The sequence below is a fragment of the Micromonospora sp. NRRL B-16802 genome (genome assembly GCF_001279555.1).
GTDB classification, from domain to species: domain Bacteria; phylum Actinomycetota; class Actinomycetes; order Mycobacteriales; family Micromonosporaceae; genus Micromonospora; species Micromonospora profundi.
In genome coordinates this window covers 17,303-38,610 of sequence record NZ_LGEB01000054.1, presented here as the reverse complement: position 1 = coordinate 38,610, position 21,308 = coordinate 17,303, and the positions used below count along the sequence as shown (strand labels likewise).

Sequence of the window (21,308 nt, the reverse complement as noted above, 5' to 3'; positions counted from 1 at the left end):
GCCGGCGGTCGGTGCCGCGCCGACTTTGGTCGACCGGCGGGTCTCGACTTTGGTAGCTGGTTGCCGGCGGCTGTTGCTGCCTAGCATTGGCGCGTGACCAGCATCGCCGTCCCGGAACACCCCTGGCTGCTGCCGGGGGAGCTGGTGGTGCCGGCGGAGCCCGAGCGTGTGCGTCCGCGCCGTACGACCCGTGACTGGGTGGTGGACAGCCTGGCGTTCCTGCTCAGCCTGCTCTGGGTGCTGTACGTCACGGCGGACGCGCTGTCGCCCGACCCGCAGACGGCGGTAGCGCTGCCGTACGACTGGATGGTGGGCGCGGACGCGCTGATCGGGCTGGCCTGCTGTGGGCTGCTCTGGCTGCGTCGGCGGTGGCCGCTCGGGTTGGCGGTGGCGACGCTGCCGCTGAACCTGTTCTCGATGGCCGCCTCCATCCCGCTGTTGATCTTCTATTTCACCCTCGTGGTGCACCGGCGGACCGCCGTCGCGGTGGCGGTGACCGGGATGGGTCTGCTCACCAACCTGGTCTTCAGCTGGACCCGTCCGGATCCGAACATGCCCTACTGGGCCACTGTGACCTGGGGCGTGGTGATCACTTTCGCCGTGCTGGCCTGGGGGATGTTCGTCCGCGCCCGGCGGCAGTTGATCGTGTCGCTGCGGGACCGGGCCGAACGGGCGGAGGCCGAGCAGCAGCTGCGCGTCGCCCAGGCCCGCCACCTCGAACGCACCCGGATCGCCCGCGAGATGCACGACGTCCTGGCGCACCGGATCTCCCTGCTCAGCCTGCACGCGGGCGCGCTGGAGTTCCGCCCCGACGCGCCACCGGACGAGGTGGCCCGGGCGGCCGGGGTGATCCGGGACAGCGCACACGCCGCCCTCCAGGACCTGCGGGAGGTCATCGGCGTGCTCCGGGCCGAAGGTGAGGGCGGCAGCGATGCGCCGGAGCCGCCCCAGCCCACCCTCGCCGACCTGCCCGCTCTGATCGCCGAGTCGCGGGCTGCCGGGGTGCGGGTGAACGTCAACGACAGCGTCGTCGACGCGGGGAAGGTGCCGGCGGCGCTGGGCCGGGCCGCGTACCGGATCGTGCAGGAGGGGCTGACGAACGCCCGCAAGCACGCTGCCGGAGCGGCCGTCACCGTGGACGTGTCCGGCGGGCCGGGCACCGGGCTGACAGTGGCGATCGGTAACCGGTGGCCGGTGGGCGTGCCCAGCGGGAACGAGTTGCCCGGCGCCGGCACCGGGCTTGTCGGCATCAGCGAGCGGGTCACCCTGGCCGGCGGCCGACTCGCGTACGGGCGGGACGAGGCGGGCGACTTCCGGCTGGCCGCCTGGCTGCCGTGGCCGGCGTGACAGCGCCCTCCGGCGGGACCGACAGCGGGCCGGCGGCGCCGCGCGTGCGGGTCCTGATCGTGGACGACGACGCGCTGGTCCGGGCCGGGCTCTCGATGATCCTCGGCGGCCTGCCTGACCTGACAGTCGTGGGCGAGGCGGCCGACGGCAGCGAGGTGCCGGCCGCTGTCGCCGCGTACGCCCCGGACGTGGTGCTGATGGACATCCGGATGCCACGGGTGGACGGGCTGAGCGCCACCGAGGCGCTGCGCGCCCAGCCGCACCCGCCGGAGGTGCTGGTGCTCACCACCTTCGACGCCGACGAGCAGGTGCTGCGGGCGCTCCGCGCCGGGGCTGCCGGTTTCCTGCTCAAGGACACCCCGCCAGCGGAGATCGTGCACGCCGTACGCCGGGTGGCCGCCGGTGAGGCGACGCTCTCCCCGACGGTGACCCGGACGCTGATCGACCACGTGACCGCCGCCTCCGTCTCCGGCCCGGTCGGCCCGGACCCGCGCCGGGAGCGGGCGCTGCGGCTGCTCGCCGATCTCAGTGAGCGGGAGCGGCAGGTGGCGGTCGCGCTGGGGCAGGGGCGTACCAACGCGGAGATCGCGGGGGAGCTGTTCATGAGCGTGGCCACTGTGAAGGCGTACGTCTCGCGGCTGTTGACCCGGCTCGACCTCAACAACCGGGTCCAGGTGGCCCTGCTCGTGCACGACGCCGGCCTGGTCTGAAGCTCCGTTCCGCCGACCCGCTCACAACGGTTTTCGCGTGCTCTCGTGCGAGGCACCGCTTACGGCGTACCAGGTTTGAACTTTCGTCCGATGCCGGCCGTACCAATTGCTGAGGATGTCGGTGCGGTGGGTCCGCCGTACCGCTGCCGAACTGCGGGAGGCCTGCCGTGCGAGTTGGTGAGCAGTCGACGGATCCCATCGACCAGGTACTGGGTGAGGTGCCGATGCCGGCGCCGCTGACACCCGAGGACGTCCGGCTCGCGGTCCGGGCGGTGGTCGTGCACACCGCCGAGGAGTGGCCGACCGGGCCGCTGTGCCGCAACGACGGCGCCTCCTACCCCTGCCGCCTGCACCGCTGGGGACGGCGGGTGCTGGAGGCGCACGGGCTCAACGAGCGGCAGATCGAGGCGCTCATCCGGCACGGCAACCCGTTCGTGCACGTGCCCTTTCCGTTCACCGCCACCGGGCCGTCGCCCGCGCGTCCCGCCGGCTCCCGGCCCGCGGCGGCCGGATACCCGGCCCCGCCACCCGGTCGTGCCGGTCTGCCGACGCGGCACCAGGCCGCGCGGGTCGTTCCTCCCGGGGTACGACCGACAGCCGCTGGCCGGCCGGTGACTCCCCCCGTCACCGCGCCGCGCTGGCCCCGGGCGAGCTGAGCGGCTCACCCCCCGCCCTGCCCGGGGCGTACACGACGCCGGCCCGGCGCGGAGGGTCCCCACCGCGTGCCGGGCCGGCGTCGCTTCGGCCGTCAACTCAGTTGTTGATCCCGCAGTCGGGGGCGGACCAGCTCGTGGTGTTCGAGCTGCGGTCGCTGTTGTTCTCCCGACGCGAGTCGACGTGGATGTGGTCGTCGTGGTCGGGGTAGCCCGGTCCGTAGATCCCGCTGAAGCCGTGGTTGCGGGCGTTGCGGGCGATCTGGCACAGCGACGACGTCCGCGAGGTGACGTCGGCGGCGTGGCCGTACAGGTGCTGGCTGTCCGACGCGCCGCCGACGCGGTCGTTGCAGGCACGGCTGCGGAACCCGCTGGACACGTAGAGCGGCTTGTCGCCGAGGCTCTTGCGCAGCGCCTCCAGCTTCCACATCGTGCGCAGCGCGTTCTGCTTGGTCTGGCTCGCCGAGAGCGGGCCGCCGCTCCAGCCGCTGCTGCCGCACCCGTTGTCCATCTCGCTGAAGCTGAAGTGCGCGGGCGTGCAGTCGTTGTCCTGGAGTTGGTACAGCTTGGCGTAGGTCTGCGGTCCGGCGATGCCGTCGGCGCGCAGCCCGTACGCCTGCTGGAACCGCTTGACAGCGGCGGCGGTCTTCGGGCCGTACCGGCCGTCGTTCTCCACGATGTTCCGGTTGCCAGCCCAGCCCGCGACCCGGATCTGCAACTGGCGGACGTCATCGCCCGATCGGCCCTGGTAGAGGTTGCGGTTCCAGGTGTAGCAGGCGTCCGCGTGGGCCGCTGGCGCGGCGACCACCGTGGCGATCGCTGCCCCGGGCAGAGCCAGGGCGAAAGCGACAGCAGCTCGCTTCAAGGTGTTTACGCGCACAGAAGTCCTCCCGATAGGAGAGCGAATGGGGTGGCTCCCGGGACATCGACCGGGACGTCCCGTGATTTCCACCCTCGCACCGATCAGGGCGGTTGGCGGCAATTAACGAGAATTGTCCTCGCGATTTGCCGTTCCTGGGTACTGCCTGGGAATACGCCCATTTGCGAAACAGCCATTCACCCCGGATCGCCCCGGGCATACGCCAACCCGACCGAACGTCGCAATCAGTCACAGCCGGGGCGATGTCCCGAGGTCGGTGGTGCCCGGTAACGTCAGCGCGAGCGGCGGACTGGCGGAGGTGCGAGTGGCACGCGGTGGCGTCTTCTGTGTCGAGGGTCAGTGGCACCGCGACCTCAACGACAGGGGTTCCGTGCTGCCGACCCTCGAACTCCTCGAACGGCTCGGCAAGATCCGCTACATCCACAAGGGCGCGGCCACCCGGGACGAGCTGTTCTACTTCCTGGACCGCTGGCTGCTCAAGCAGTACGCCGACCACCGCGTCGGCTTCTTCGCCATGCACGGCGAGCCGAGCCGTCTCTGCCTCACCGACCGGGAGTCGGTGGGGTTGGACGAGGTGGCCGAGCTGATGGCCGGTCGCTGCGACGGCCGCCGACTCTATTTCGGCAGCTGCTCCGTCCTGCGCGCCTCCGACGCGGTGCTGCGCGAGTTCCTGGACGTCACCGGAGCGGCCCTGATCTGCGGTTTTACCCGGGAAGTCGACTGGGTTGAATCGGCGGCCTTCGAAACCGTCCTGCTGGACATATTGGTCAATGGGCAGCGGCACAATGCCGCCGAACTGCGGATGGGCTCGGCGCACTGGGCGCCGCTCGCCTCGTACCTCGGCTTTCGGGTGATCTACGCCAGCGGCCGGGCCTGGCGGCCCGCCGGCCGGCCCCGCGTGCCCGCCCAGGCCGTGCCGCGCGCCGCCGCCCGCCCGCGCTGACCCGCCGCCGCTGGCGCTCCGCCGCCCTGGTAGGAACGGGAGTCATGGCACGCAACATCGCGACGAACACCCGGGCCGACCGGGACGCCCTGCTCGAATTCCTCCGCCCGCGACACCGCGTCGTGCTGATGACCACCCGGGCCGACGGTCGCCCGCAGTCCTCCCCGGTCTCCGCCGGCGTCGACGCCGAGGGGCGGCTTGTCATCTCCACCTACCCCGAGCGGGCCAAGGTGGCCAACATCCGCCGCGACCCCCGGGTGTCGGCCTGCGTGCTCTCCGACGACTGGAACGGGCCCTGGGTGCAGCTCGACGGCACCGCCGAGGTGCTGGACCTGCCCGAGGCGCTGGAGCCGCTCGTCGAGTACTTCCGCAGCATCTCCGGCGAGCACCCGGACTGGGACGACTACCGGGCGGCGATGGTGCGCCAGGGCAAGTCGCTGATCCGGGTCACCATCGACGCCTGGGGTCCGATCGCCACCGGCGGCTTCCCGCCCCGCCTAGCCGACTAATGGCGGGCGAGGCCGCGTTGCCTCCCGTGATCATGAGGTTGACGGGTCCCAAGGTGATCCACTGGCCCGCCAACCTCATGATCGACGGGGTTGAGCGGTGGCCGGGGGAGGGGCGTCGTTCGGGTCAGTCGGCCAGGGCGGCGTAGACCAGTTGGCGTAGCTGGGAGCGCAGAGGGTACGTGCTCGACGGCAGCAGCTGGGTGAACAGGAGCGCCGTGACCTCCTCGGCCGGGTCCACCCAGAAGGCGGTGCTTGCCACCCCACCCCAGTAGTACTCGCCGACACTGCTCGGCACCCGGCTGGGGATCGGGTCGTCGACCACAGCGAAACCGAGACCGAACCCGATCCCGTCGAGGGTGGTCTCGGCGAAGCCTCCCGTGGACAGGGTGCCCAGATCCTGACCGCCAGGCAGGTGGTTGCGGGTCATGAACCGCACGGTGCGCGGCCCGAGCAGGCGTACGCCGTCCAGTTCGCCGCCGCGCAGCAGCATCTGGGTGAACCGGTGGTAGTCGGCGGCGCTGGAGATCAGACCCCCGCCGCCGGAGTGCAGGACGGGCTTGTGGTGCGCCAGTGAACCGATCCGGTCCTGCCGGACCGCCTGTCCGGTGGTCGGGTCGGGCGCGTACAGCGTGGCCAACCGGTCGGCCCGGTCGCCGTCGACCCACCAATGGGTGTCGGTCATGCCCAACGGACCGAAGATCCGGTCGGCGAAGAACGCGTCGAGGCTCTGCCCGGAGACCACCTCGACCAGCCGGCCGAGCACGTCGGTGGCGACCGAGTAGCCCCAGGCGGTGCCGGGCTGGAAGAGCAGCGGCAGCTCGCCGAACGCCGCGCAGGCGCTGGCCAGGTCGACGCCCGCCGGTGGATACAGGTCGTAGCCTGCGGCCCGGTAGAGCCCGTCGACAACGGAGGTCTGCATGAAGCCGTACGTCAGGCCGGCCGTGTGGGTCAGCAGGTGCCACACCCGGATCGGTTCGACAGCCGGCACCGTGTACGGCTTGAGCACCGAACCCTTCGAGTAGACCCGCAGGTCGGCGAACTCCGGCAGCCAGCGGCTGATCTCGTCGGTCAGCTCGAAGCGGCCCTCCTCCCACAGCATCATGGCCGCGACCGAGGTGACCGGCTTGGTCATCGAGTAGATCCGCCAGAGTGTGTCGGCCTCGACCGGGGCACCCGACTCCCGGTCCCGCAGCCCGTACGTCGAGGAGTGCGCCACCTCGCCGCGCCTGGTGACCACCACCTGCCAGCCGGCGAGCCGCCCGTCGTCGACGTACCTGCCGAAGTGCTCGTCGATCCGCGCGAGCCGCGCCGGGTCGAAGCCGATCTGATCCGGGTCCATGCTCCGAGCCACACTCACGTCGCCGAACCTACTTGGCGGTACCGCAGTACCGGAAGGGGCTACCGGGCGGAGGCGACGTCCTGCCGTCGGTGGGTGGCACTAGCCTGACCGGATGCCGGAGTTGACCGAGGACGTGACCTTCCGCCACGAGGACTGGTACGGCGAGGAGTTCACCGACCGGCATTTCGTCGGTTGCGAGTTCTTCCAGGTCGATCTCACCGAGGCCGTCACGCGGGGCGCTGTCTTCACCGGGTGCACGTTCGGCAACGTGCTGTTCAACGCGTCCCGGCACGTGGATTCGGCATTCACCCGCTGCGTCTTCAAGCGGTGCAACTTCTTCGAGGCGGAGTTCACCGGCTGCAAGCTGGTCGGCAGCACCTTCGTGGAGTGCGACCTTCGTCCGCTGCGGGTCGACGGCGGCGACTGGTCGTTCGTCGCGCTGCCCGGCGCCGACCTGCGCGCCGTCTGGCTGAGTGACGTGCGGATGCGCGAGGTGGACCTGAGCGGCGCCAACCTGACCGGCGCCACCGTGACAGGCGTCGACCTTTCCGGCGCGCAGCTGCAGAAGTGCCGCCTCGGGGGCGCCGACCTGCGGCGCAGCGACCTGACCGCACTCGACCCGACGAGCGTGGAGCGGGCCGGCGCGATCGTGGACCCCGAGCAGGCACTGGTCATCGCACAGGCGCTCGGCTTCCGGATCGGCTGACCGGGCGCGTACCGGTCGGTGCGGCCTCGGAGGTCCGCCAGCCGGTCCCACCCAGGCTGGGCAGGACTTGTCCGATACCGTCCGGTTCCGGACTGGACACGCCCACCCGTCCGGATCTAGCGTGTCGACCACGCCGGTGCAAACGTGAGACGGCCCACAGTGGACGGTGCGATCCGCCGCGGCCGATCGCGGTCGGGCGGCGGAGTGGAGGGGTCGGTGGCGGACGAGGACCGCACGCGGGCGCAGTCCCAGGGCGCGAACGAGCCGACCCACCGGCCGGCGTCGCACCGGGCGCACGCCGTCGACGCCGCGCAGAACCGCAGCGCACTGCGCAGGATCGCCCGCGCCCGGCGGAGGAGGCGGTGGGCCCTGGAGGGCATCGCCGCGCTCGTCTGCCTGATCGTCCTGGGTACGTACCTCGGCACGCGCGCCGCACCGGAGCCCGACGGCGACGCGGGCGGGGGGCCGGGTGGCGCGCCGGCCGGAGCGTCCCGGCCGACAGGCTTTCCCGGCGCCGAGGGACGTACCAACGAGGCTGGTCCGGCGACGCCGGGTCTGCGCCCCCGGGAGCGCCCGCCCTCGCCCGACCCCACCCCCAGCGCGCCCGCTCCGCCGTCCGCCCCGCCGCCCAGGGCGCCAGCGGCGCCGGTGCTGTCGGTGAGCCAGGTGGAGGCGCCCGCCGAGATCGACCTGAGCGCCGTGGGTGCCCGGGACTGGATGCACTGGGGGCTGCGCGGCGGCAACTCGAAGGTCAGCAAGCGCGCCGGCACGGGGGAGATCGTCGACGCCGGCGGCAGGGGCAACCGCGTCGCCTGGGACGGCAACCAGGAGGTGGTCCGCTGGTCCGACGGCACGCCGGAGCGAACCGTCGGCGGCAGCTCGAACGGCGTCTACACCTGCGGTGTCGGCAACGGTTTCAGCCTCGCGGTCGAGGGCAGTGGCGAGCCGCGCACCGTCCACCTGTACGCCGGGACGTGGATGGCGCGCGGTCGGCTCGACGCACGACTGTCCACCGGAGGGCCGATCAGCACCGTGCGGCTGGAGGACCCGTACACCAGTCGGAGCGCCCAGTTCACCATCCGGTTCGTCCTGCCCAGGGGCGCCCGGCTGGTGGTGACCTGGACGGTGGAGAAGGTCTTCACCGAGCACTGCGGCAACGTCGGCCTCCAGGCCGTCGCGCTGCGCTGATCGGGCCGGCTGCGCTGATCGGCCGGTCGGGTCCACGAGCTGGGACAGTTTGTCCGTCGCGCTCGGTCGATGGCGTCGTAACTTTCTGCTATCCCGTCCGCCCATCCACTGTGGAGGCAGCGCAGATGAGCAGCAGTACCGCCCACCGCGTCCATCCCGCCGTTTCCCCCGGCGCCGATGAGGTGCCCGGGGAGGTGCTCCGCGACATTCCCCTGCCGCCGTACGTCACGGGCGAGGACGCCCAGTTCGCGGTGCGGGCGGTGGTGGTGCACGCGCCCCGACGGTGGTCCGGCGGAGTGGTGTGCCGCAACGACGCCAGCCCGCACCCGTGCCGGTTGCACCGCTGGGGCACGAGGGTGCTGACGCTGCGCGGGCTGCGGGCCGCCGAGATCGCCGCGCTCATCGAGCGCGGCGATCCCGCGGCGGTTCCCCCCACACCGGACCGCCCGGCCTGAACGTCGGCTGAGGCACGCGGCCCCCGCCGTCGTTCAGCAGGTGATGGGCTTGACCCAGGAGCACTCCACGCCCTCCGGGGTACGCGGCGTGTCCGGCACTGAAGGCGGCGCCACCCGTGCGGTGCTGGTGCCGCCTTCGCGATGACCGGCCAGTGCCACGGCGATCTGATCCTCAAGCGTCTTGACCGACGCCGTCAGATAGTTGTTGAGCAGGATGGAGAACGCCAGCAGGTGGCCGTCGGCAGTGGTGACGTAGCCGGACAGGCCGGAAACGCCGGTCAGGCTGCCGGTCTTGGCGTGCACGTTCCCTGCCGCCGGGGTGCCGGCCATCCGGCTGCGCAGCGTGCCGCCGACGAACCGATCAGGCTGCCCTGCGATGGGCAGCGCCGCGTACCAGGTGGCGAACCACGGTTCGGCCCGGACCTCGGCGAGCAGGTCGACGAACTCAGCGGCCGGCACCAGGTTGCGACGCGACAGCCCGGAGCCGTCCCGCTGGCGAAGCGTGCCCGTGTCCATTCCGGTATCGGCGACGTACTCGCTGATGGCCGTGAGACCGGCGGACCAGGTGCCCGAACCGGACAGCACCCGGCCGATCTCCTTGGTCAACACCTCGGCGTGCCCGTTGTTGGAGAGCTTGAGGAACGGCGTCATCAGCTCGCCCAGGCTCATCGAGTCGTGCCGGGCCACCAGGTGGGCCGTTTCCGGGGTCGGCTGGCCCAGCACGGTCCGGCCGAGCACGCGCACGCCATGCCGGTGCAGGGCGGCCCGGAAGACCTCGGCCGCATAGCCGGTGGGCTCCCAGACGGTCACCCAGTCGCTGGCGGGCTCGTCGCCGACCGCGATCTGGCCGGTCACCACGATCGTGTTGCCGCCGTGTTCGCGTTCGATCGAGATCGAGGTCTCGCCCTCGCTTACCGTCTCGGCGCGGTTGTCGATCCGCACGTACCGGGTGGGTGGGGTGGTGCTCACGACGGGCCTGGCACCGGCCCGGGCGGCCGGCGCGGCGTGCACGATCACGGTGCCCGCGTCGTAGTCGGTGTCCGGCGCGACGGTGAGCGCGGAGACCTGCCCGGCGTAGTAGTACGGCTCGTCGTCCCACGTCCAGTCGGGGCCCAGCCGGGTGTTGTCGTAACGGGTGTCGTCGGCGATCAGGTTGCCGCTGACCACCCGTACGCCGTCGGCGGCGACCTGCGCGGCGAGCGCGTCGTAGTCCGCTGCCAGCATTGTCGGGTCACCGCCGCCGCGCAGGTGGAGGTTGCCGGAGAGCAGCCCGCCGCGACGCTTACCTGTGGTCTGCACGTCGGTGGTGAACCGGTGCCCGGGGCCGAGCAGTTCCATCGCGGCCGTCGAGGTCAGCAGTTTGGTGTTGGAGGCCGGGATAAGACGTCTGTCGCCGTTGCGGTCGTACAGGGTCTGCCCCGTGCTGGTGTCGACGACGACCACCGACGCCTGGGCGCCGGCCAGCCGGTTGTCGGCGAGGATCGCGTCGATTGTGGCGCGCAGCCGGGTCGTCGCCGGGGTGGGCGACTCGGCGGTGGCGCCGGGCGCGCCAGCGGTGGCCGCGGTGGCGACCAGCGCGAGCAACGCTAGGGCTCGCGGGAAGAGACGGCGATGCATGCGCCGATGCTGCCACGCAGATAATCGCCAGGAAAGAGGCTGGGCCGAAAGTTATTGCCGTTCGGGTTCCGGCGGTCGCCCCACGGACTTGGCGTGCCCGCCCCAGTAGTGCCGCTGCGCGCCCATGGCGAGCGGTGCCACAAGCGCGGCGAGCGCCCCGCCGAGCAGCGGGAAGACGATGAACACCCAGAGTTGGCGCAGGGCCACGCCACCTTCGAAGACGGCCGGGCCGAAGGCGCGAGCCGGATTGACGGCCGCGCCGGTGAGCGTCACGCCGACCAGTTGCGTCGCGGCCAGGGCCAGCCCGATCGCCACTCCGGCGGTGCCCGGGTTCTCGCTGCGACTGGTCACGACCAGGACGACGAGCACGAAGAGGAATGTCAGCACGATCTCCAGGACGGCCGCGCCGCCCCTGTTGATGTGCGCGCCGTACCCGTTCGAGCCCAGCGCTCCGGTCTGGTCCGCCACGTCACCCCAGCGGGTCAGCCCCCAGAGGATGAAGGCGGCCACTGTCGCCCCGGCGAACTGCGCTATCCAGTACGCCACAGCGCCGAGCAGCGAGATCTTTCCGGAGAGCAGCACGCCGAGGGTCACCGCCGGGTTGACGTGGCTGCCGGACAGCGGACCGATCATGTAGACCAGGGCCAGCATGGCGAACCCGAAGGCCAGCGCGACCACCACCACGCCACCCTGGACCCGGGCGGCCACGGCGGCTCCCACGCCGAAGAAGACCAGCAGCAGCGTGCCGAGGAACTCGGCGGCCGCACGGCGGGCATCATCCATTTCCCCAGCCTAGGGGTGATTCAGGCAATTAGGGGCAAAACCGGCTCTGTAACAGGCGTGACGGGCGACCCCGGGCACAGCGAAGGTCATCCCGGCGTTGCACAGCGTGTGGGCCGCCATTCCGTCGACGTCGTGGTGATCGGGGCCGGCCAGGCCGGCCTGAGCGCCGGATACCACCTGCGCCGCACCGGCTTCACCCCGGGAAGCGGCTTCGTCCTCCTCGACGGCGACGACGGGCCGGGCGGCGCCTGGCAGCACAGGTGGCCGACCCTGCGCCTGGAACGGGTGCACGGCTTCCATGACCTGCCCGGGATGCCCTTCCCATCCGCCGACCCGCAGCGCCCGGCCGCCGAGGTGGTCAGCGCCTACTTCGCCCGGTACGAGCGGGCGTTCGGCCTGCCGGTCCGGCGACCGGTACGCGTCCGCGCCGTGCGCTCCCGCCCGGACGGCCGGCTCGACGTCCACGGCGACAACGACACGTGGACGGCGCGGGCACTGATCAACGCCACAGGCACCTGGACCCGACCGTTCTGGCCGCACTACCCGGGCCGGTCCTCGTTTCGGGGGCAGCAGCTGCACACTGCCGACTACCGGGGGCCCGCGGAGTTCGCCGGCCGTCGTGTCGTGGTGGTGGGCGGCGGTACGTCGGCGGTGCAACTGCTCGCCGAGATCTCCCCGGTCGCGGCCAGCACCACCTGGGTGACCCGCCGCCCACCGCAGTTCACGAGCGGTGAGTTCGGCCCCGAGCTGGGCCGGGCCGCGGTCGCCCGGGTGGAGACCGCGGTACGCGCCGGACGGCCGCCGGGCAGCGTGGTGGGCGTTACAGGTCTGCCGCTCACCCCCGAGATCCGCCGGCTCCAGGAAGGCGGCGTCCTCGACCGGCTACCCATCTTCGACCGGATCACGCCCGACGGCGTGACCTGGGCCGACGGGCGGTTCGTCGGGGCCGACGTCATCCTGTGGTGCACGGGCTTCCGCGCCGCGCTGGACCATCTCGCCCCGCTCGGGCTGCGCGCTCCGGGCGGTGGAATCGTCATGGACGGCACCCGTGTCGTCACCGACGACCGGATCCACCTGATCGGTTACGGCCCGTCGGCGAGCACGATCGGCGCCAACCGGGCCGGCCGCGCGGCGGTCAACGAGATTCGCGCGTTGCTCGCACCCGCCCCCGCTCTCGACTGACGTGGCTCTATTTGACGGATCGCCCGACAGCGGGCACCGTGGGCAGGGAAGGGGCCCTCAGCTGCCCCGATCTCGACGCGACGGCGATGCCCGTTCGCCTCTCCTGCCGTCTCCCACGTGTGTCTCGTGCGGGAGGCCGACTGCCCGGTCTGCGCGAAATGCGACCGCGTGCCCATAATCCACGAGGAGTTCCACACATGCTCACCATGACCGACAACGCCGTGCTCGTCATCCGTGACCTTGCCAACCAGCAGGACGTTGCCCAGGACGGCGGGGTGCGGATCGCCGCCGATGCCGACGCCGGGTCGCTCACAGTGGAACTGGTGCCCGAGCCGGAGCAGGGCGACCAGGTGGTCGACAACCAGGGTGCCCGGATCTTCCTCGACGCGGACGCCGTCGAGTTGCTCGGCGACGCCTCGGTGGACGCCACAGTCGACGACGAGGGCATCATCCAGTTCGGCTTCACCGAGCGGCAGTAGCTCCTACCTGGGCGATCGTCCCCGCTGCGGCGGGACCCACCCGGGCGCCGTGTCGTTGTCCGGGCGGGTCAGCGCGGCGAGCACGTGCGCCAGGTGGTGCGACGTGCTCCACGCCGCCCAGTTGGCGGTCGACCCGGCGCCGGCACCTCGGCGGGCCCGGCGCAGCAGCTCGTGGTCGCCCCACGAGAACGCGGCGCCGGTGCTCGGCCAGTGCGGTGCCGCCACCAGCGTGCGGCACAGGTCGGCGAACCGGTCGTCGCCCCGCCCACCTCGCCGCGACCAGCGGTAGACCCACCAGCCGCCGTCAGCTGTGTAGCGCACTGTGGGCAGCCGGTCGCCGGGGTCACCATTGCCAGGTGTGGCCGGACCGACGCCGTAGTCGCCGTAGTCGACCCCGGTGTCGGTCAGTCGCCGCCAGAGCTGCCAGTCCCAGCGGTCCAACCGGACGGGCTCGTCGCTGGGCAGCCGGGACAGGGTGGGCGGCATCCCGCCGGCCGCCACGGTGACCGAGTGCCAGGCGTGGCGGCGGGCCCAGCCCAGCAGCCGCCGTACCCGTGGCTCGGCCACCCGCACGTCTGCCGCGCAGCACACGTCACCTGCGTCCACAAGCAGGTCGCACTGCTCCGGTGCCAGCCCGGTGAACCGCCAGATCCGTTCGACAGCTGTGGTGCTCGCGTCCGGCCCCGCCCGGTCCCGGGCGGCGCGCAGCCGGATCAGCGCCCGCCCGGCGTACTCCCGGGCCGCCGCGCCGTGCGCGACCAGCCGCCTGTCGCTCTCCGCGAGCCCGATCACGGGCATCAGCGGTACGCCCCAACGAACCATTTCCGTGTCGGCCACGTCGGGCAGGTCGGTGACGTCGACGGCCGGCAGCAGACCGGCCGGCAGTCGACGCAGAACGTCCATCGTGGAGCGGTCGGCGACGCTGATCTCCAGGATCGGCGCGAGCAGAGGGGCGGCTGCGGAGTCGACGTGGTTCAACGCCTCCAGTTCGCCGCGTCGGTGGCTGGCGAGGATGGGGCGGTAGACCGGTTGCGCCGCCCGGCCCCCGTGGGCGGGCACCATAATTCAATCTAGCCAGGCATTCGCATGCCTTCCCAACCGTCGACGGGAAAACCCGCTGCCTGACTGTCGGTTCGCCGACTACGCTCGTCCGGTGATCGCGCCAGCCCACCGCTACCGTTCCGAGGACGAGGACAGCGCCCGCTGGGTCGGGTTCCCGTTCCGCGACGGTGACATCGTGATCAGCACCCGGTCCAAGAGCGGCACCACCTGGATGCAGATGATCTGCGCGCTGCTGGTGTTTGGCACCCCGGACCTGCCGGCGCCGCTGACCGAGCTGTCCCCCTGGCTGGACTGGCTGGTCGAGCCTCGCGACGCTGTCTACGGCCGGTTGGCAGCCCAGCCGCACCGACGGTTCATCAAGACGCACACCCCGTTGGACGGGGTGCCACTCGATCCCCGGGTGCACTACGTGGTGGTGGCCCGGCACCCGCTGGACATGGCAGTGTCCCTCTATCACCAGGCCGGCAACCTGGACCGGGCCCGCCTCGCCGAGCTGACCGGTCAGCCTGCCCCGGTCGGGCCACCTCGGAAGCGCCTCCCGGTGGAGCAGTGGCTGCCGAGCTGGGTCGACCGCGAGGTGGACCCCCGTGCCGAGTTGGACTCGCTGCCCGGCGTGCTGTGGCACCTGAGCGACGCCTGGGCCCGCCGGCACGAGCCGAACGTCGAGTTGGTGCACTACGACGATCTCCAGGCCGACCTCGGCGGGCAGATGCGCTTGCTGGCCGACCGGTGGGGCTTCGCGGTGCCCGCCGGGCGCTGGCCCGAGCTTGTGGAGGCTGCCACCTTCGGCCGGATGCGGGAGCGCGCCGACCTCCTCGTTCCGGACACGCGCGGCGTACTGCGGGACCGTGGCGCGTTCTTCCGTCAGGGCCGCTCCGGTCAGGGCCGGGATCTGCTGGACGCGGCCGGCCTGGCCCGCTACCGCGCCCGTACGGCAGCCCTCGCGCCGCCCGACCTGCTCGACTGGCTGCACCGCGACGCCTGACCGACGCGGTCGCGCGGACCGGCCCTGCAGACGAGCGCACGGCGCCGTTCGACACGTGGTCGGAACGTCGCCGCGCTCTGGCCGTCTCCCACCATCGCAGCCGTTTCGGCGGTACGCCAGCGGGGACCTGGCTCGGCCGGCAACTAGCGCCGGTCAGGGTGGTCGATCCCCGTTCCGCACGGATGCAAACCCGCCGGCCGTGGGGAATTCCACCATTTGCCAGTCCCGGCGTGACGAGCCGTCGAACGGGGTATGAGCGGACCATGGAGCATTTCACGATTGCGACAGTCGCCGAGAAGAGCCCGGACTTCCGGCGGGTGCTGTGGACCGGGGACCACACCCAGCTGGTGATCATGACGATCCCGCCGGGTGGGGAGATCGGCGAGGAGGTGCACGAGGGCATCGACCAGATCCTGACCTTCGTCAGCGGCACCGGCGAGGCCCGGGTCGCCGGTGCGAAGCGGGAGGTCGTCGCGGGCGACCTGGTCGTCGTACCGTCCGGCACCAAGCACAACTTCGTCAACACCGGCCCGAACCCGCTCGTGCTCTACACGGTCTACGGCCCGCCGGAGCACGCCGACAAGGCCGTGCACCACACCAAGGAGGAGGCCGACGAGGCCGAGGCCGCCGGCAAGGACGAGCCGCCGGCCTGATCGATCCTCGACCGGGTACCCCCGGCGGGTGGAGCAGCCGCCGATCTCCGATTACGCGTTCCTCTCGGATGCCCGCTCCGGTGCGCTTGTCGGTAAGGACGGATCCGTGGACTGGTGGTGCCCGAGCCGGTTCGACGGAGCGTCCGTGTTCGGCCGGCTGCTCGACCCGAGCGCTGGGCACTTCCGGTTGGCCCCGGCCGGGGCGGGTGGCCCCGGCCACCGGGTGGAGCGGGCGTACCGGCCGGACACGCTTGTGCTGCGGACTGTGCACCACACGCCGCAGGGCAGCGTGGCGGTCACCGACGCGCTGGCCGCCGAGACCGGCGCGCGTGCCCACCAGTTGGGGATGAACTCGCCCGCCGTGCTGGTCCGGGTCGTCGAAGGGCTGTCCGGGCGGGTACGGATGGCGTTGGACTTCGCGCCGCGACCCGAGTACGGCCTGCTCACGCCGTACCTGCACGAACAGCCGGACGGCGGGGTGCTGGCCGGCGCCGGCCCTGTGGTGCTCGTGTTGCGCGCCGGTGACCTACCGCTGCGACCCGACCGGGGCCGGGTGACCCACGAGTTCGAGATCTCCGCCGGGCAGGTGCTCGGAATGGACGTGGCGTTCGGCGAGACGTACGGGGCTCCGCCGGTCCGACTCGACCCGCTGACCGCGCTCGACGAGACGACGCGGGCGTGGGAGGCGTACCGGCAGACGCACTCCTACTCCGGCCGGTACCCCGAACTGGTCCGGCACAGCGCCACGGTGCTGACCGGCCTCACCTACGCCCGCAGCGGCGCGGTCGCCGCGGCGTTGACGACGTCGTTGCCGGAGCAGATCGGCGGCGACCGCAACTACGACTACCGCTTCTCCTGGCTGCGGGACTTCTCGTTGACAATGCGCGCGCTCTGGGTGGCGGCCTGCCCGGACGAGACGTCGCGCCTGTTCGCCTGGGCGGCCCGCTCGATCGGCCGGATCGGCGACGAGCCGGTGCCCGTGCTCTTCGGGCTGGAGGGTGAGCGTGACCTGTCCGAGCATCAGTGCACGCACCTGCGTGGGTACCGCGACAGCTGGCCGGTCCGGATCGGCAACGACGCGTGGCGGCAGCGCCAGCTCGACGTGCCCGGTGAGGTCACCTCGGCGGTGTGGCGGCTGCGTGACTATCTCGGCGCGACCTTCGAGGATGAGTTGGGCGAGATGGTGCTCGGGCTGACCGAGCAGGTCGCCGCGACGTGGCGGCTGCCGGACCGGGGCATGTGGGAGACCCGCGACGAGGAGCGCCACTACCTGTCGTCAAAAGTGCTCTGCTGGCTGGCGATGGACCACGCGGTGCGGCTCGCCGACCGGCTGGGTGACCGGGCCGACCCGGGCCGTTGGGCGGCGGTCCGCGACGACATCCGCGACGCGGTGCTGCGCGAGGGGTGGAACGACCGGATCGGCGCGTTCACAGGCGCGTTCGGCTCGTCGGAGCTGGACGCCTCGGCGCTGATCCTGCCGGTGGCGCATTTTCTGCCGGCCACCGATCCGCGGATGCGGGCGACCATCGAGATGATCGCCCGGGAGCTGGGCTCCGACGACGGCCTGGTCCGGCGGTGGACGACAGACCCCGGCGGCTTCCTGCTGTGCTCGTTCTGGCTGGTGGAGTGCCTCGTGATCGCAGGTGAGCGGAAGCGGGCCACGGAGCTGTTCGAGCGGGTGGTCGGGTTCGCCAACGACGTGGGCCTGTTCAGCGAGCAGATCGACATGGACACCGGGACGCAGCTCGGCAACACGCCCCAGGCGCTGTCGCACGTCGGTCTGATCAACGCTGCCTGGCGGCTGACCGAGCCGGACAGCTACTGATCGAGGCCCGTCTGCGGGCGCGAATCCTGCAACAGACCTGCAAGCGCAATCCATTGACGGTGGTGGTTGGGCAGTCCTAGCCTCAAGGGGGGCGGGAAAGCCCTTTCCCACGGCTTTGATCCCGCTTCACCCGTCCCGGAGCCGGGCCTCCGACGGGGAGAGCACACCGATCCCCCCGCCAGGGCAGCACGTCCTGCCGCACGTCCCCGTACGGACGGTCGAGGGACCACCACCACATGCGCCAAGGAGGACAACTGTGCAGAAGAGACGACTCCCCGGCCGGCGACCACTGCTGCTGGCGGTGGGTGCCGGCGTGACCACCGCGGCCCTCGTCGCGGGCATGACCTCGGCCTTCGCGGCCACTGTCTTCACCGACAACTTCAACGACGGCGACGCCTCCGGCTGGTCCAAGTCGGGTGGCACCTGGGCTGTCGACAGCGCGGGCGTGTTCAACCAGAGCAACGCCGGCAGCGAGTTGGCCCGGCAGTTCGCAGGCGACACCAGTTGGACCAACTACTCCGTGCAGGCCCGGGTCCGCCCGGCGAGCTTCGGCTCGTCCAGTGCCCTGGTCGGGCTGGCCGCCCGGTCCACAAGCAGCACCAAGATGTACCGGCTGGCACTGCTCGGCTCCGGCCGCGCCGAGTTGCAGGCCGTCAACGGAAGCAGCATCACAGCGATCGGCTCCGCGTCGCTGGGCATCAGCACCGGCACCTGGTACACGCTGCGCATCGAGGCCAGCGGCAGCACCATCCGTGGCTTCGTCAACGGCACCCAGATCGCCTCCGGCAGCAACAGCCTGTCCGGTGCGGGTCGGATCGGCCTTGTCACCGCGTACGCCAGCGGCGGCTTCGACGACGTGGCTGTCGACTCGTCCGGCGGTGGCACCCCGACCACCCCGCCGGCCACCACCGCACCTCCGACCAGCGCACCGCCCACCACGCCGGGCCCGACCACAGCGCCGCCCGCGGGCTGGCCGACGCCCACCGGCAGCCAGAAGGTGGACGCGACGATCCCGGTCTCCGGCACCTTCGACGGTGGACTCAAGCGCTACTACGGCATCGGCGACGGTGGGCAGAGCGAGAGCCAGGACCCGATGTTCGAACTGGCCGCCGGGGCCACCCTGCGCAACGTGATGATCGGCGCGCCGGCCGGCGACGGCGTGCACTGCGAGGGCAACTGCACCCTGATCAACGTGTGGTGGGAGGACGTCGGCGAGGACGCCGCCACCTTCCGCGGCGGCACCACCTACACCGTCGACGGCGGTGGCGCCCGGTCCGCCAGCGACAAGGTCTTCCAGCACAACGGCTCGGGCACCGTCTACATCAAGAACTTCCGGGTGGAGAACGCCGGCAAGCTCTACCGGGCCTGCGGCAACTGCTCGACGTCGTACCAGCGACACGTGGTGATCGACAACGTGGTCGTCCGGGACACCGACGCGATCGCCGGCATCAACACCAACTGGGGCGACACCGCCCGCTTCAGCCGGATCACGATCATCGGCGACGCCGACCGGGAGACCTCGATCTGCGTCAAGTACAAGGGCGTGCCGAAGGGCAGCGAGCCGACAAAGATCGGTGAGGGCGCCGACGGCGTCAACTGCTTCTACTCACCGTCCGACATCACCTACCAGTAGCCAGCACGGTGGCACCGGCGCGGCCGCACGGCCCGCCGGTGCCACCAGCTCAGGTCAGCACGGGTACGCCGGAGACGTCCACCGTCTCCGGATACTTCAGACCCGAGCCCGTGTTGAGCACCACCACCCGCTCGTCGGCGCGGATCCAGCCACCGGCGCGCAGGTGCCGTGCCGCCGTCAGGCAGGCCGCCCCCTCCGGGCAGAGCAACAGCCCTTCGCGGGCCGCGAAGTCGCGCAGGTCGGCCAGGATCTCCACGTCGTCGACGGCCACCGCGGTGCCTGCCGACTCCCGCAACGCGGCCAGGATCAACTCGTCGCCCAGGGGTGCCGGCACTGTGATGCCGAACGCCACTGTGCGCGCGTCCTCCCACGGCCGTGCCCGGTCCTCGCCGGCGGCGAACGCCCGCACGATCGGCGCGCAGCCCGTCGACTGCACCGCCACCAGCCGGGGCAGCTTGTCGCCGACCCAGCCCAGCTCCCGGATCTCGTGCAGCGCCTTGTGGATGCCGATCAGCCCGACCCCACCGCCCGTCGGATAGATGATCACGTCCGGGATCTGCCAGCCGAGCTGCTCGACGATCTCGTACCCCATCGTCTTCTTGCCCTCCAGCCGGTAGGGCTCGCGCAGCGTGCCGGCGTCGAAGATCGCCCCGCCCGACTCGGCGATCAGCTCGGCCACCCGCCGGCCGGCGTCGCTGATCAGCCCGTCGACCAACCGCAGATCGGCACCGGCGGCCACGCACTCGCGCCGGCAGATGGTCGGCGCCGCCAGTGGCATCACGATCGTGGCGCCCATCCCGGCCCGCGCCGCGTACGTCGCCCAGGCAGAACCGGCGTTGCCGTTGGTGGGCATCGCGATCCGCTCGACGCCCAGCTCACGCGCCCGGCTGACGCCCACCGCCGCGCCGCGCGCCTTGAACGAGCCGGTCGGGATCAGGCCCTCGTCCTTGACCATCAGGTCCGCGATGCCGATCTCGGCGCCGTACGCCGGGGCGCGCAGCAGCGGCGTCCAGCCCTCGCCGAGCGTGGTGACGTGCCGAGGGTCGCGGACCGGCAGCAGCTCCCGGTAGCGCCACAGGTCGGCCGGGCGCAGACCGAAACGCTCCGGGGCGACCGCCTTCGCCACCGCCGGCAGGTCGTAGCGGGCCAGCAGCGGGGAGCCGCATGCGCAGAGGTTCTGCACCGTGTCGGCGGCGTACTCCAGGCCGCAGCGCGGGCAGTCCAGATGGGTCAGGTACACGTCGCTCCTCGCCATCAGGCCGCGTCGATGCTCTGCCAGCGTCGGCTGCGCCGGCCCGGCTCGTAGACCGAATCCAACCGCTTGGCGATCACACCGGGCAGGCCCTGCTCACGCCCGGTACGTAGCGCCTCGTCGCCGGTGCCGGGGAACCACGCCGGAGTCTGCCAGTGCGTGCCGGTCAAGGCCAGCCCATCGAGGAGTTCCCGGCGTTGCGCGTACGGCACGTCGACGCTGCTCACGCCCTCAAGCCACAGCAGGTCCACGAGCAGGTACTGGGCGCCGGCCGGAACCCGGCTGCCGCTGGCCGGGCGGGCCGGGCGCACCCGACCGGTGCCGTCGATGCGGACCAGCACCCCGTCGAACACCGCCTCGGTGGGCGCCAGCGCCTCGGCCATCGCGCGCAGCCACGGGTAGCCGCCGGTGATGTCCTCGTCGGTCTCGGAGAGCAGCCGCAGCCGCCCGCCGGAGACGTACGCCATGGCCCGCACGCCGTCCCACCGCAGCTCGTAGCCCCAGTCGCCCCGGTCGCGGGGGAGCCTGGTGGCCGGCGTGGCGTGCATGGGGCGGACCAGGTCCGGCATGCTCGTCCAGCCGGACGGCGCGGGGTCGGTGCGCCGGACCATCCAGTCCTTGCCGCCGGTGGCGAAGAGCACGTAGCGGCCGGAGGTCCGATCGCCTGCGAGGGTCACGATCACCTCGTCGTCGCGCCACTTCTCGCGGCGGTAGGTGCCCCGGTCGTGGATGACCATCCGGCCGCCGCCGTACTCGCCGGCGGGGATCTCGCCGGAGAAGTCGAGGTACTCCATCGGGTGGTCCTCGGTGTGCACGGCCAGGTGGTTGCGGCCGGGGTCGCGGGGCAAGCCGCGGGGGACCGCCCAGGACGCCAGCACCCCCTCGTGCTCCAGGCGCAGATCCCAGTGCAGGCTGCGGGCGTGGTGCTGCTGGATGACGAAGCGGCCCTCGCCCTCGCCGGGCTCTGCCGGTGTGGGGCTGCGCGTCGGCACGGGCTCGGGCGTACGGGTCGCGTCCCGCCGTCGCCGGTACTCGTCCAGCCGGTCCTTCACACACGCATTCTCCGACACAGCGGATCGTCGCGCTGCCTGCCGGAGTGTCCGGTTC

21 protein-coding genes are annotated in these 21,308 nt (G+C 71.9%); 14 read left to right on the top strand and 7 right to left on the bottom strand.

Annotation, left to right across the window (positions count from 1 at the left end; translation table 11 throughout):
- Nucleotides 1-93 precede the first annotated feature (93 nt).
- The 3 genes from ADK66_RS13125 to ADK66_RS13115 all read left to right on the top strand — a co-directional run bounded on the left by ADK66_RS13125 (nt 94) and on the right by ADK66_RS13115 (nt 2,713).
- Nucleotides 94-1,347 (top strand): sensor histidine kinase, encoded by a 1,254-nt coding sequence (locus ADK66_RS13125; RefSeq protein ID WP_053655130.1) that lies wholly within the window; start codon nt 94-96, stop codon nt 1,345-1,347.
- Nucleotides 1,326-2,057 carry a response regulator transcription factor gene (locus ADK66_RS13120; protein ID WP_053655240.1) on the top strand — a complete coding sequence of 244 codons (732 nt, stop codon included), beginning with the start codon at nt 1,326-1,328 and terminating at the stop codon, nt 2,055-2,057. The genes ADK66_RS13125 and ADK66_RS13120 overlap by 22 nt, the downstream gene beginning before the upstream one ends.
- Nucleotides 2,058-2,224: 167 nt before the next feature.
- On the top strand, nt 2,225-2,713 hold the full coding sequence (locus ADK66_RS13115) for a hypothetical protein (RefSeq protein ID WP_053655127.1): 489 nt from the start codon (nt 2,225-2,227) through the stop codon (nt 2,711-2,713).
- Nucleotides 2,714-2,810: 97 nt separating this feature from the next.
- Here the strand turns inward: ADK66_RS13115 and ADK66_RS13110 are convergent, their stop codons facing one another.
- Nucleotides 2,811-3,590, bottom strand: a complete 780-nt coding sequence (locus tag ADK66_RS13110; RefSeq protein WP_053655125.1) for a D-Ala-D-Ala carboxypeptidase family metallohydrolase — start codon at nt 3,588-3,590, stop codon at nt 2,811-2,813.
- Between the two features lie 304 nt (nt 3,591-3,894).
- Here ADK66_RS13110 and ADK66_RS13105 point away from each other — a divergent pair, with 304 nt between their 5' ends.
- Together ADK66_RS13105 and ADK66_RS13100 are read left to right on the top strand one after the other, a co-directional pair.
- Nucleotides 3,895-4,533, top strand: a complete 639-nt coding sequence (locus ADK66_RS13105) for a DUF6642 family protein (RefSeq protein WP_053655239.1) — start codon at nt 3,895-3,897, stop codon at nt 4,531-4,533.
- Between the two features lie 44 nt (nt 4,534-4,577).
- Nucleotides 4,578-5,042, top strand: coding sequence for a PPOX class F420-dependent oxidoreductase (locus tag ADK66_RS13100; RefSeq protein WP_053655123.1), 465 nt, complete (start codon nt 4,578-4,580; stop codon nt 5,040-5,042).
- Nucleotides 5,043-5,166: 124 nt separating this feature from the next.
- Here ADK66_RS13100 and ADK66_RS13095 read toward each other — a convergent pair whose 3' ends face one another.
- Complete coding sequence (locus tag ADK66_RS13095) at nt 5,167-6,399, bottom strand: serine hydrolase (protein ID WP_053655121.1); 1,233 nt, start codon at nt 6,397-6,399, stop codon at nt 5,167-5,169.
- A gap of 94 nt (nt 6,400-6,493) precedes the next feature.
- Here ADK66_RS13095 and ADK66_RS13090 point away from each other — a divergent pair, with 94 nt between their 5' ends.
- The 3 genes from ADK66_RS13090 to ADK66_RS13080 all read left to right on the top strand — a co-directional run bounded on the left by ADK66_RS13090 (nt 6,494) and on the right by ADK66_RS13080 (nt 8,730).
- On the top strand, nt 6,494-7,087 hold the full coding sequence (locus tag ADK66_RS13090) for a pentapeptide repeat-containing protein (protein WP_053655119.1): 594 nt from the start codon (nt 6,494-6,496) through the stop codon (nt 7,085-7,087).
- Between the two features lie 216 nt (nt 7,088-7,303).
- Nucleotides 7,304-8,275 carry a hypothetical protein gene (locus ADK66_RS13085; protein WP_197281511.1) on the top strand — a complete coding sequence of 324 codons (972 nt, stop codon included), beginning with the start codon at nt 7,304-7,306 and terminating at the stop codon, nt 8,273-8,275.
- Nucleotides 8,276-8,400: 125 nt separating this feature from the next.
- The gene (locus ADK66_RS13080; RefSeq protein ID WP_231640022.1) at nt 8,401-8,730 is read left to right on the top strand and encodes a hypothetical protein; all 330 of its coding nucleotides are present in this window, start codon (nt 8,401-8,403) and stop codon (nt 8,728-8,730) included.
- 33 nt (nt 8,731-8,763) lie between these two features.
- On the opposite strand, the gene dacB is transcribed toward ADK66_RS13080, so the two are convergent.
- Nucleotides 8,764-10,347, bottom strand: coding sequence for a D-alanyl-D-alanine carboxypeptidase/D-alanyl-D-alanine-endopeptidase (gene dacB / locus ADK66_RS13075; protein ID WP_053655116.1), 1,584 nt, complete (start codon nt 10,345-10,347; stop codon nt 8,764-8,766).
- Nucleotides 10,348-10,398: 51 nt separating this feature from the next.
- Nucleotides 10,399-11,130, bottom strand: coding sequence for an MIP/aquaporin family protein (locus ADK66_RS13070; protein WP_053655114.1), 732 nt, complete (start codon nt 11,128-11,130; stop codon nt 10,399-10,401).
- 132 nt (nt 11,131-11,262) lie between these two features.
- Here ADK66_RS13070 and ADK66_RS13065 point away from each other — a divergent pair, with 132 nt between their 5' ends.
- Nucleotides 11,263-12,312, top strand: coding sequence for an NAD(P)-binding domain-containing protein (locus tag ADK66_RS13065; RefSeq protein ID WP_231640021.1), 1,050 nt, complete (start codon nt 11,263-11,265; stop codon nt 12,310-12,312).
- 197 nt (nt 12,313-12,509) lie between these two features.
- The gene (locus ADK66_RS13060; RefSeq protein WP_053655111.1) at nt 12,510-12,791 is read left to right on the top strand and encodes an adhesin; all 282 of its coding nucleotides are present in this window, start codon (nt 12,510-12,512) and stop codon (nt 12,789-12,791) included.
- 3 nt (nt 12,792-12,794) lie between these two features.
- Here the strand turns inward: ADK66_RS13060 and ADK66_RS13055 are convergent, their stop codons facing one another.
- On the bottom strand, nt 12,795-13,853 hold the full coding sequence (locus ADK66_RS13055) for a beta family protein (protein ID WP_053655109.1): 1,059 nt from the start codon (nt 13,851-13,853) through the stop codon (nt 12,795-12,797).
- A 91-nt stretch (nt 13,854-13,944) separates the two neighbouring features.
- Here ADK66_RS13055 and ADK66_RS13050 point away from each other — a divergent pair, with 91 nt between their 5' ends.
- From ADK66_RS13050 to ADK66_RS13035, 4 genes are all read left to right on the top strand, one after another.
- Nucleotides 13,945-14,838, top strand: coding sequence for a sulfotransferase domain-containing protein (locus tag ADK66_RS13050; RefSeq protein WP_053655107.1), 894 nt, complete (start codon nt 13,945-13,947; stop codon nt 14,836-14,838).
- Between the two features lie 263 nt (nt 14,839-15,101).
- The gene (locus ADK66_RS13045) at nt 15,102-15,491 is read left to right on the top strand and encodes a cupin domain-containing protein (protein WP_053655106.1); all 390 of its coding nucleotides are present in this window, start codon (nt 15,102-15,104) and stop codon (nt 15,489-15,491) included.
- Between the two features lie 28 nt (nt 15,492-15,519).
- The gene (locus tag ADK66_RS13040; RefSeq protein ID WP_053655104.1) at nt 15,520-17,316 is read left to right on the top strand and encodes a glycoside hydrolase family 15 protein; all 1,797 of its coding nucleotides are present in this window, start codon (nt 15,520-15,522) and stop codon (nt 17,314-17,316) included.
- Nucleotides 17,317-17,572: 256 nt separating this feature from the next.
- Nucleotides 17,573-18,949 carry a pectate lyase gene (locus ADK66_RS13035; protein ID WP_053655102.1) on the top strand — a complete coding sequence of 459 codons (1,377 nt, stop codon included), beginning with the start codon at nt 17,573-17,575 and terminating at the stop codon, nt 18,947-18,949.
- 49 nt (nt 18,950-18,998) lie between these two features.
- On the opposite strand, the gene ADK66_RS13030 is transcribed toward ADK66_RS13035, so the two are convergent.
- On the bottom strand, nt 18,999-20,189 hold the full coding sequence (locus tag ADK66_RS13030; RefSeq protein ID WP_053655235.1) for a threonine synthase: 1,191 nt from the start codon (nt 20,187-20,189) through the stop codon (nt 18,999-19,001).
- 14 nt (nt 20,190-20,203) lie between these two features.
- Nucleotides 20,204-21,253, bottom strand: coding sequence for a DNA polymerase ligase N-terminal domain-containing protein (locus ADK66_RS13025; RefSeq protein WP_053655100.1), 1,050 nt, complete (start codon nt 21,251-21,253; stop codon nt 20,204-20,206).
- Nucleotides 21,254-21,308 lie beyond the last annotated feature (55 nt).

Excerpts from the sequence above, each read along its gene's own strand:
- ADK66_RS13055 (WP_053655109.1), bottom strand. The coding sequence starts at position 13,853 with ATGGTGCCCGCCCACGGGGGCCGGGCGGCGCAACCGGTCTACCGCCCC.
- ADK66_RS13080 (WP_231640022.1), top strand. The coding sequence starts at position 8,401 with ATGAGCAGCAGTACCGCCCACCGCGTCCATCCCGCCGTTTCCCCCGGC.
- ADK66_RS13045 (WP_053655106.1), top strand. The coding sequence starts at position 15,102 with ATGGAGCATTTCACGATTGCGACAGTCGCCGAGAAGAGCCCGGACTTC.
- ADK66_RS13070 (WP_053655114.1), bottom strand. The coding sequence starts at position 11,130 with ATGGATGATGCCCGCCGTGCGGCCGCCGAGTTCCTCGGCACGCTGCTG.
- dacB (WP_053655116.1), bottom strand. The coding sequence starts at position 10,347 with ATGCATCGCCGTCTCTTCCCGCGAGCCCTAGCGTTGCTCGCGCTGGTC.
- ADK66_RS13090 (WP_053655119.1), top strand. The coding sequence starts at position 6,494 with ATGCCGGAGTTGACCGAGGACGTGACCTTCCGCCACGAGGACTGGTAC.
- ADK66_RS13060 (WP_053655111.1), top strand. The coding sequence starts at position 12,510 with ATGCTCACCATGACCGACAACGCCGTGCTCGTCATCCGTGACCTTGCC.
- ADK66_RS13100 (WP_053655123.1), top strand. The coding sequence starts at position 4,578 with ATGGCACGCAACATCGCGACGAACACCCGGGCCGACCGGGACGCCCTG.